The organism is Rathayibacter sp. KR2-224, assembly GCF_049446075.1.
In the GTDB taxonomy this organism is placed as follows: domain Bacteria; phylum Actinomycetota; class Actinomycetes; order Actinomycetales; family Microbacteriaceae; genus Humibacter.
This window is the reverse complement of the sequence record NZ_JBMSEB010000001.1, coordinates 2,285,046-2,294,388: the sequence shown is the minus strand read 5'-3', so window position 1 is coordinate 2,294,388 and position 9,343 is coordinate 2,285,046. Positions and strand designations below refer to the sequence as shown.

Below are 9,343 nucleotides of genomic sequence, written 5' to 3'. Positions count from 1 at the left end.
CAGGGGTAGACGGGGAGCATGACGGCAATTGTACGGGGACGACGATCGCGGAACCCCGGACTCGGCGCAAGCCGAGGGGGTTCTCGGCGGGGGTTCACAAGCATCCGTTATCCGACCGGGCGCAGCAGCGGCCGCCGGTAGACTGTCGAGCACTATGCAGAGCGTCGCCGAGTCCCTCGTGCGCCTGCGCGAAACAGCCGAGTCGCCCGTCGTGTCACGCCTCGCCCGGGCCTTCACGGATGCCGGTCACGAGCTTGCGCTGGTCGGCGGTCCCGTACGCGATGCGCTGCTGGGCCGCACCGTGAACGACCTCGACTTCACGACGGATGCCACGCCCGCGAGCACTGTCGCAATCGTGAAACCACTGGCGGATGCCTGGTGGGACATCGGACGCCAGTTCGGCACTGTGGGCGCGCGGTTTGGCGACGACACGGTGGAGATCACCACGTATCGCGCGGACAGCTACGACGGCGCGACCCGTAAGCCTGAGGTGGTGTTCGGCGAGACGCTGGAGGGCGACCTGGTTCGTCGTGACTTCACGGTGAACGCGCTCGCCCTTCGCGTGCCGGACGTCGTGCTCGTCGACCCGTCCAATGGTGTGGACGACCTTCTTGGCAGGGTGTTGCGCACGCCGATCTCGCCGGAGGTGTCGTTCGGTGACGATCCGCTGCGCATGCTGCGCGCAGCACGGTTCGCGTCTCAGTTGGGCTTCGCGGTGAGCGACGACACCGTGGCTGCCATGCGTGAGATGGCCGATCGCATCGAGATCGTCAGTGCCGAGCGCATCCGAGACGAGTTGATCAAGCTCATGAGCAGTGACGACCCGCGCGCCGGGCTCGAGCTGCTGGTGGAGACCGGGCTGGCCGAGCGCATCCTTCCCGAGCTGCCTGCCCTTAGGCTGGAGATCGACGAGCACCACCACCACAAAGACGTGTACCGGCACACCCTTACCGTGGTCGATCAGGCGATCGGCTACGAGAAGGAGCGGCATCCGGGCGAGAAACCCGACCTCGTGCTTCGCCTCGCGGCGCTGCTGCACGACATCGGCAAGCCGGCCACGAGACGCCTCGAGCCTGGCGGCGCCGTGAGCTTCCACCACCACGACGTCGTCGGCGCCAAGCTCGCCCGCAAGCGGCTGCGTGAATTGCGCTTCGACAACGAGACGGTGGATGCCGTCGCACGCCTGATCGAGCTCCACCTGCGCTTCTTCGGGTACGCCGACGGCACCTGGAGCGACTCCGCTGTGCGGCGCTACGTGCGTGATGCGGGCGACCAGCTGGAACGACTGCACGAGCTCACGCGCGCGGACGTCACGACGCGCAACCGACGTAAGGCAGACCGGCTCGGATTCGCCTACGACGATCTCGAGGAGCGCATCCGGGAGCTTCAGGCGCAGGAGGAACTGGATGCCGTGCGTCCGGATCTCGACGGAACCGACGTGATGCGCATCCTCGGCCTGAAGCCGGGACCGGATGTCGGCCGCGCCATGAAGTTCCTGCTCGACGTGCGGCTCGACGAGGGTCCGGTGGGCCCGGAGGAAGCAGAGCGCCTGCTGCGCGAGTGGTGGGCCGCGCGGTAGCGATAGACCGTGGTTGAGTGGGGGGGCGGGCCTGCGGCGTGCTACTCAACCGGCGGTGGGGTGTGCCGGCGCCGCGATGCGCACGCCGTAGGCGGTGCGGATCCGCTCGCGCTGCCCGCCGGAGTGCACGACCTCGTCGCCGTCCACCGTGAGCTGCGTCGCATGGCAGCGGAGGGCATCCTTGATCTTTTCGATTCGGTCCGGCGCGTCGACGACGAAAGCGCCGGCGGTGTCCGCTGACACGAGTTCCGCGAACGGAACGCCCGCGCTCGCGCCCGCGCGCAGCGCGGCGGAGCGGATGCAGACATGGTCGGGGTGCCCGTAGCCGCCCTGGTCGTCGTAGCCGACCACGAGACCGGGTTTCACGTGGCGGATGACGGCGAGCATGTCGGCCTCCACCTCTTCCTGCGCTGCCCGCGTGAGCGCATCGGGCGGGGCGTCGTCCACCGGTCCGGCAAGCGTAGGGGTGACCCAACGCATTCCGGAGTCGCTGTACCGCCTGGCGGGTAGGCCGGTCGCGCGCGCGGGCGGCGTGCCGAGCAGGTATGCCTCGCTGATTCCGAGCACGCGAACGGCGCCACGCAACTCGTCGAGACGGATGCCCGTGAGCACGTCGGCGTCGTCGCCCACCTCGCCTCGCAGCGCGGGCACGACCTCGCCGCGCTCGCCGCGGGTCGCGGTGAGCAGCGCCACCCGGATGCCACGACCGGCCAGCCACAGGATGAGCCCTCCTGAGGAAAGGGTCTCGTCGTCTGGATGCGCGTGGACGAACAGCACGCGGTCGACGTGCCCGAATGGGTTCACGCGCAGGTCCGCCACGCGTCGTGCGCGGCGCGACCGAGGAGATCCCGGTACACCTGCACCGTCTCTCGTGCGGTGCGGTCCCACGAGCGCTCGTGCGCGAAGCGGATGCCCGCCGCAGACAGAGCGCGCCACCGCGCCTCGTCGTCGAGTATGTCGGTCAGCCGAGCCGCCCACTCCTCTGGATCCCGCGAACGGAGCAACGCGGCCGCTCGGGGGCTCACGGCTTCGACGAGACCACCGGATGCCGCGGCAAGCACGGGCACGCCGCTCGCCTCCGCCTCGAGGGCGACGAGTCCGTACGTTTCCGAGTGCGACGGCACCAGCGCCGCCGAAGCGTGTGCGAAGAGCTCGGCGAGGTCTTCGCGGGATAGGGGTCCGGCGAAGTGCACCAGTTCGGTCACGCCGAGCTCGGCCGCGAGGTGCCGCAAGTCGTCGACGTGTCTTTCGTACCCGTCGGTGGGGCCCCCGGCGATCACGAGCTCCGGCCGCCGCCCGGCGGGCACGGCCGCGATGGTGCGGATGGCGAGGTCGATGCCCTTCAGTGGCTCGAGGCGCGCAGCGGTGACGACGTAGGGCCTCGGGTCGAGCCGGCGGTCGCCGCGGCGGAACAGCGCCGCATCCACACCGGGAAGCACAACGCGCACCCGGTGGGGGTCGGCGTTGAGCCTTTGGATGATGGTGCGTTCCTCGGCGTGACTGACCGCGATGATCGCATCGGACGAGGTGGCGAGCCACGCCTCTCCGGCCAGGCGGCCGCCCGACTCGGGCCGCTCCCCCTCGCTGAGCGCAGTGGAGGGATGCGCCGCGATGCTGTGGAAGCTCTGCACGTGCGGCACGTGACGATCATGCGCGAACGGGAGGCCGGCCATGCCTGCCAGCCAGTGATGCGAGTGCACGATGTCGATGCCGCCCACGGCATCCAGACCGGCGCGGAAAGCGTCGACGAACGCCTCCTGCTCCCCTTTCGGCCGAAGTGCCGCCGGCCCCGCATCGACGAGCCGCAGCACGACACCCGACGGCCGTGTGCTCACCGCTGGAAGGTCACGGGTGAACCGCCGCGTGACCACCTCGACGTGATGCCCCGCGGATGCCATTCGCTCCGCGGTTGCCCGCACGAGCACGTTCATACCGCCGACGTCGCCCGAACCCGGCGCCGCGAACGGCGACGTGTGGAGCGCCACCACCGCGATGCTCAGGGGACGCTCGGTCATGCGTCAAGCCTAGGGACCGTTCCCGGTGGGGACCGCGGGTTGCCAACGCGGCTACTCAACCAGCGGTGGGCCGGGGGCGGATTGGCCGATCAGACGGGCATCCGGTAGGCTTGGTGGGTTGTCTGCCCGCCTGGCATCCGCTTGCGTGCGCGGACGACGATGCACATACCCTCCTGCTGCAGAAAGCCTGCAGCCGTTCTAGTCCAGAGGAGGTGGGTTAGTCATGCATCAGTACGAGTTGATGGTCATCCTCGATCCGGAGATCGATGAGCGCACCGTTGCTCCCAGCCTTGACAAGTTCCTCAACGTCATTCGCAACGATGGTGGTTCGATCGACAAGGTAGACATCTGGGGCAAGCGCCGCCTGGCGTACGAGATCGACAAGAAGTCAGAGGGCATCTACGCCGTCGTCGACTTCACGGCGAACTCGGATGCCACGCAGGAGCTCGACCGCCAGCTGAAGCTGTCCGAGGCAGTCATCCGCACCAAGGTGCTGCGTGCCGAAGAAGCGATCGCCCAGGTCGCCGCCGCCCAGAAGCGAGCGGACGAGAAGCAGGCCCGCAAGCGCAGGCCTGAGCCCGTCGAGTCCGCCGACAAGGCGAGCGCCTAGTCCCATGGCAGGCGAGACCATCATCACCGTGGTGGGCAACCTCACGGCCGACCCGGAGCTGCGCTACACGCAGAATGGGCTGGCAGTTGCCAACTTCACCATCGCGTCCACTCCGCGCACCTTCGACCGTGCGGCGAACGACTGGAAAGATGGCGAGGCTCTGTTCCTGCGCGCAAGCGTGTGGCGTGATTTCGCCGAGCACGTGGCGGGATCGCTCACCAAGGGCTCACGGGTCATCGCTACCGGGCGGCTCAAGCAGCGCTCCTACGAGACGAAGGAAGGTGAGCGCCGCACCTCGATCGAGCTCGAGATCGATGAGATCGGGCCGTCGCTGCGCTACGCCACCGCGTCCGTCACGCGTGCTCAGTCGTCGGGGGGCGGCCGCGTCGGCGGTGCGGCATCCAACGACGAGCAGTGGGCGCCGTCCACCGGGTCAGACTCGAGCTCCGACGTGTGGAACGCGCCGGGCAACTACAGCGACGAGACCCCTTTCTAAACAACTCTTCACGGATGCCTGAAGCCAGGCATCCGCTTCATCAAAGGAATAACCATGGCTGGAAAGTCGAGCGGCGACCGCCGCAAGCCGATCCGCAAGGGTAAGGACGGCAAGAACGCCGCTCCGGCGAAGACCGTCCGTGTTGGCGTCATCGACTATAAGGACGTCGCCACCCTGCGCAAGTTCATCTCCGAGCGCGGCAAGATCCGCGCCCGCCGCATCACCGGTGTCTCCGTGCAGGAGCAGCGCCTCATCGCCAAGGCAGTCAAGAATGCCCGCGAGATGGCTCTTCTGCCCTACGCAGGCTCCGGCCGTTAGGAGTCACCCATGTCGAAACTGATTCTGACGCACGAGGTCTCCGGCCTCGGCTCGGCCGGGGACATCGTCGATGTCAAGAACGGCTATGCCCGCAACTACCTCATTCCGCAGGGCTTCGCGATCGCGTGGACCCGCGGCGGTGAGAAGCAGGTCGAGCAGATCAAGTCCGCGCGTGCCGCTCGCGAGCACGCGACGATCGAAGAGGCACAGGACCTCAAGTCGAAGCTCGAGGCGGCGACGGTGAAGCTCACCGTCAAGGCCGGCGCAGAGGGCCGCCTGTTCGGCTCGGTGAAGACGGGCGACATCGCCGACGCGGTCGAGGCCGCGGGCATCGGTGCCGTCGACAAGCGCAAGATCGAGATCGGCTCTCCGATCAAGTCGGTCGGCACGCACGAGGCGACCATCAAACTGCGCGACGACATCAACGCCACGATCACCCTCCAGGTGGTCGCTGCGAAGTAGCGTCAAGGCGCCAGGAACGGGCCGTACCCCACTTGGGGGTGCGGCCCGTTCGCGTAGCCCGGACGGGCACGACGGTGCCCTGCCGAGGTTGATCCGCCTATCACCACTGCGACTAATCCGCAACGTTTGTCCACACCCACCGGAGTGTCGCGCTCGAGGGTGACCACAGGCATCCGACAACTTTTCCCACACAGCCCCGGGATAACTTTTATCCTGGTCAGGCCACTAATAGGTTCACAAACTAGTAAGTTATCCCCAGAACTTCCCACACCTTCTGCACACGGCCCTCGGCGTTTCGCGCAGACTCTCCACATCGTTATCCACAGGCTGAGTTGTGGCGCAGCATCCGCCGTCCCTAGGGTGGGTCAGCGCCGTATGAACGTGCGGCGTTCACCCGAATCGTGGTCTTTGTCGGGGGTGGCTGAGACCGTAGTGGTGCACGGGCACCACCGCAGAAGCGTGCCCGGCAAGCGCGAGCGATCGGGGGTGCAACCGCGCGGAGAACATGGTCGGCGTCAGCCGACCCGAGGGAAGAGGAGGTCTCGTGTCGATCGCTCACCTGGGCCTGGCAGACGGCCGCACAGCGCCCGAAGGACGATCGACCGAACGCACCCCTCCGCACGACCTGCTTGCGGAGCAGAGCGCCCTCGGAGGCATGCTGCTGAGCAAGGATGCCGTGGCAGACGTCGTCGAGACCGTACGCGGCGGCGACTTCTACATCCCGAAGCACGAGGTGATCTTCGACGCGATCCTCTCGCTCTATTCGCGCGGAGAGCCGACCGACGTCATCGCCGTCACCGACGAGCTCACCAAGACGGGCGAGCTCAGTCGCGCGGGCGGCCCTGAATACCTGCACACCCTGACGAGCCTGGTGCCGACCGCGGCGAACGCGGGCTACTACGGCGAGATCGTCGCGGAGCGCGCACTCTTGCGCCGCCTGGTCGAGGCCGGCACGCGCATCACGCAGATGGGGTACTCGGGTGAGGGCGAAGTGCTCGACCTCGTCAACGAGGCCCAGGCTGAGATCTACTCCGTAACCGGGTCGACCGACAGTGAGGACTACATCCCGCTGACGGATGCCGTCACCGCGGCCATCGACGAGATCGAGGCGGCAAAGCACAAGGACGGCACGATGACCGGCGTGCCCACCGGGTTCGCCGACCTCGACGATCTGACCAACGGCTTGCACCCGGGTCAGATGATCATCGTCGCGGCCCGCCCTGCCCTCGGTAAGTCCACGCTCGCCCTGGACTTCGCCAGAGCCGCCGCGATCAAGAACGACATGGCGACCATCTTCTTCTCGCTGGAGATGGGCCGCAGTGAGATCGCCATGCGTTTGCTGTCGGCAGAGGCAGGCGTTCCGCTGCAGAACATGCGCAAGGGCACCGTCGACCAGCGCGACTGGACGACGATCGCCGCGACTCGTGGGCGCATCAACGACGCTCCGCTCTATATCGACGACAGCCCCAACATGACGCTCGTGGAGATCCGTGCGAAGTGCCGGCGCCTCAAGCAGCGCGTGGGGCTCAAGATGGTCGTCATCGACTACCTGCAGCTGATGACGAGTGGCAAGCGCGTCGAGAGCCGCCAGCAGGAGGTCAGCGAGTTCTCCCGAGCCCTGAAGCTGCTGGCCAAGGAGCTCCAGGTTCCCGTCGTCGCGCTCTCCCAGCTGAACCGTGGCCCCGAGCAGCGTGCCGACAAGCTGCCCGCCCTGGCCGACCTGCGTGAGTCGGGATCGATCGAGCAGGATGCCGACGTGGTGATCCTGCTCCACCGTGAGAGCGCATACGAGAAGGACAACCCCCGCGCTGGCGAGGCCGACCTCATCGTCGCCAAGCACCGCAACGGCCCCACCCGCACGGTGACCGTCGCCTTCCAGGGCCATTTCTCCAGGTTCGCCGACATGGCGCCGATGTAGCGATACGGGTTATACGTTCCGAGCGGTGGCGGATTCCGCGGCACATGCCGGGCGCGCGGGGCGGATCCGTGACGTATCTCCGCATCGAGTCGTTGCCCGTGGGGCCGAGAACCGGCTTGTGCGCTGGGCCGTACAGAACCCTGCCTCCACCCTGCGACGGGGTCAGGACGGGATGTGCCGATAGGTGAATTAAGTGGATGCGTCACGCCCGAAGAGCGCCGCGACCGCGGCCTCCCGCACGTCGTCCAGGTCGGCGTCCAACCGGCCGTGCGCGGCGAGCTGGCTGATGCCGTGCAGTGTGCTCCAGAGGAGTTCCGCGCGCACCGCGCGGTCTTTGTCGTCCACTCCGCCGACCGCGCGGGCGAGCATCTCGAAGCCGCGGCGGAGGACTTCTGGGGTCTCGTCGGAGGCGAAAACGATGCTGCTGCGCGCGGAGGCCATCGCCTCGTACGTCGACGGCTGCTCGCGGGCGAATTCGAGATAGGACGCGATGAGCGCGGGGAGCGCGTCCGGCCCGTCGCCGTCGGACGCCATGGCCGTCGCGAGATCCTCGTATCCCTCCATGACGACGCGCGCGACGATGTCGTCGCGTCCGCCGCGGAAGTGCCGGTACAGGATCGGCTGGCTGACGCCGATCTCGTCGGCGAGACGACGGACGGTCACGGCCGGCCATCCCTCGCGTTCCGCGATCTCTCGCGTGGTGCGGATGATGCGGGCCTCGCGTTCGACGAATCGCTCGGAGTCTTGCGCTGAACGTGGCATGCGGCTACATTAGCAGCGCTAACAGTTAGCGATGCTAACGCGCACCAACGTCACCACGAGATCACCACTACGTCTCGCATGCATCGATCGGAGAAGCAATGCCCATCGCCATCGGCGTCACCGCCGTCCTCGCCATCCTTAGCCTCGCCGTCATCTTCGGCACCGACATGAGCGTCGCCGTCGTGCAACGCGCGGTCTACGCCGAGCTCGACGACCGCACGATGGTCCGGGTCGTCGGCCGCGGACACTACTACGGCGATCGCCGGTTCCCGGTCATCGGGATCGGTGGGACGATCGCCACCGCGGCGACCGTGGTCCTCGCCTTCCTCGCCGTCTCGCCTCTGGCCGGCGCCCTCGCGGCGACGGGTCTCGCGCTGCTGCTGGTGTGGCTGGTGCTCTTCGCCACGATCGCGAAGCCCATCAACAACGTCCTCACGGCCGCGGCGTCCACGGGCGACATCCCCACGGACGCGCGCGCCCTGCAGGCCAGGTGGGAGTCGATCATCCCGCTGCGGGCGACTCTCCTCGGTGTCGCGATCGCGCTGCTGTGCGCGACGCTGTTCCTGGTGTGAGGGATCTACCGCCTGCGCCGAGCGATCAGGAACACTACGACCAGGACAACGAACAGTGCTGTGAAGACCGCCACTAAGGCTCCGGCGCTGATTGCCATCTGTCCTCCTTGCGAATTCTCGCCGGAGGACAGTATCGGCGATCATCGTTCGAACCTCCAGCGCGATGAGGGATCCGCTAACCGAGGGAGATCGCGATGCGACTGGATCCACTTGGACATCAGCTCACCGAACATGGTTTCGCTCGTCGGGCGGACGACGACAGGCTCCGTCAGCTTCTTGCCGCCAGCGTGGGTGACGACGGCGAGTTCCGGGCTGAAGCCCTCGATATGTTCAGCCTCCCGTGCCAGATACGACTGCGGGATGAACAATGGCAGGTATACGTTCTCGGCTCCGGTTGCTTTGATGCGAGCGTCAAGCTCGGCCTGCATCCGCTCCCACAACGCGTACGCATACGGTCGAATCACCATCGTGCCGCGGACCGGGCCATTGTCAGCCAACTCCGCCTTCTCCAGGACGTCCTGGTACCACCGCGGGAAATCATCCTGCTGAGACGCGAGCACTCTCGACCGATACGCCGCCATCGTGCAACGCTACCGGCGAGCTCCCCCACT

11 protein-coding genes are annotated in these 9,343 nt (G+C 67.2%); 7 read left to right on the top strand and 4 right to left on the bottom strand.

Annotated features, from left to right (window positions below):
- The first annotated feature begins 154 nt into the window (after nt 1-154).
- Nucleotides 155-1,579, top strand: a complete 1,425-nt coding sequence (locus ACO2Q7_RS10525) for a CCA tRNA nucleotidyltransferase (RefSeq protein WP_423355558.1) — start codon at nt 155-157, stop codon at nt 1,577-1,579.
- A gap of 45 nt (nt 1,580-1,624) precedes the next feature.
- On the opposite strand, the gene ACO2Q7_RS10520 is transcribed toward ACO2Q7_RS10525, so the two are convergent.
- Both ACO2Q7_RS10520 and ACO2Q7_RS10515 read right to left on the bottom strand, forming a co-directional pair.
- A complete protein-coding gene (locus ACO2Q7_RS10520; RefSeq protein WP_423355557.1) occupies nt 1,625-2,398 on the bottom strand; it encodes a PIG-L family deacetylase in 774 nt (257 codons plus the stop codon).
- Nucleotides 2,380-3,594, bottom strand: a complete 1,215-nt coding sequence (locus ACO2Q7_RS10515) for a glycosyltransferase (RefSeq protein WP_423355556.1) — start codon at nt 3,592-3,594, stop codon at nt 2,380-2,382. The genes ACO2Q7_RS10520 and ACO2Q7_RS10515 overlap by 19 nt, the downstream gene beginning before the upstream one ends.
- A gap of 223 nt (nt 3,595-3,817) precedes the next feature.
- Between ACO2Q7_RS10515 and rpsF the strand changes: the two genes are divergently transcribed.
- The 5 genes from rpsF (at nt 3,818) to dnaB (ending at nt 7,398) form a co-directional block, all read left to right on the top strand.
- The gene (gene rpsF / locus ACO2Q7_RS10510) at nt 3,818-4,204 is read left to right on the top strand and encodes a 30S ribosomal protein S6 (RefSeq protein ID WP_423355555.1); all 387 of its coding nucleotides are present in this window, start codon (nt 3,818-3,820) and stop codon (nt 4,202-4,204) included.
- A 4-nt stretch (nt 4,205-4,208) separates the two neighbouring features.
- Nucleotides 4,209-4,700, top strand: a complete 492-nt coding sequence (locus ACO2Q7_RS10505; protein ID WP_423355554.1) for a single-stranded DNA-binding protein — start codon at nt 4,209-4,211, stop codon at nt 4,698-4,700.
- A gap of 54 nt (nt 4,701-4,754) precedes the next feature.
- Nucleotides 4,755-5,018 (top strand): 30S ribosomal protein S18, encoded by a 264-nt coding sequence (gene rpsR / locus ACO2Q7_RS10500; protein ID WP_170025587.1) that lies wholly within the window; start codon nt 4,755-4,757, stop codon nt 5,016-5,018.
- Nucleotides 5,019-5,027: 9 nt separating this feature from the next.
- On the top strand, nt 5,028-5,480 hold the full coding sequence (gene rplI, locus ACO2Q7_RS10495; RefSeq protein ID WP_423355553.1) for a 50S ribosomal protein L9: 453 nt from the start codon (nt 5,028-5,030) through the stop codon (nt 5,478-5,480).
- Nucleotides 5,481-6,024: 544 nt separating this feature from the next.
- On the top strand, nt 6,025-7,398 hold the full coding sequence (gene dnaB, locus ACO2Q7_RS10490) for a replicative DNA helicase (RefSeq protein ID WP_423355552.1): 1,374 nt from the start codon (nt 6,025-6,027) through the stop codon (nt 7,396-7,398).
- Nucleotides 7,399-7,587: 189 nt separating this feature from the next.
- Here the strand turns inward: dnaB and ACO2Q7_RS10485 are convergent, their stop codons facing one another.
- Nucleotides 7,588-8,160, bottom strand: coding sequence for a TetR/AcrR family transcriptional regulator (locus ACO2Q7_RS10485; protein ID WP_423355551.1), 573 nt, complete (start codon nt 8,158-8,160; stop codon nt 7,588-7,590).
- Nucleotides 8,161-8,258: 98 nt separating this feature from the next.
- Between ACO2Q7_RS10485 and ACO2Q7_RS10480 the strand changes: the two genes are divergently transcribed.
- Complete coding sequence (locus ACO2Q7_RS10480) at nt 8,259-8,732, top strand: DUF1772 domain-containing protein (protein WP_423355550.1); 474 nt, start codon at nt 8,259-8,261, stop codon at nt 8,730-8,732.
- Between the two features lie 140 nt (nt 8,733-8,872).
- Here the strand turns inward: ACO2Q7_RS10480 and ACO2Q7_RS10475 are convergent, their stop codons facing one another.
- The gene (locus ACO2Q7_RS10475) at nt 8,873-9,313 is read right to left on the bottom strand and encodes a hypothetical protein (RefSeq protein WP_423355549.1); all 441 of its coding nucleotides are present in this window, start codon (nt 9,311-9,313) and stop codon (nt 8,873-8,875) included.
- Between the last annotated feature and the right edge of the window lie 30 nt (nt 9,314-9,343).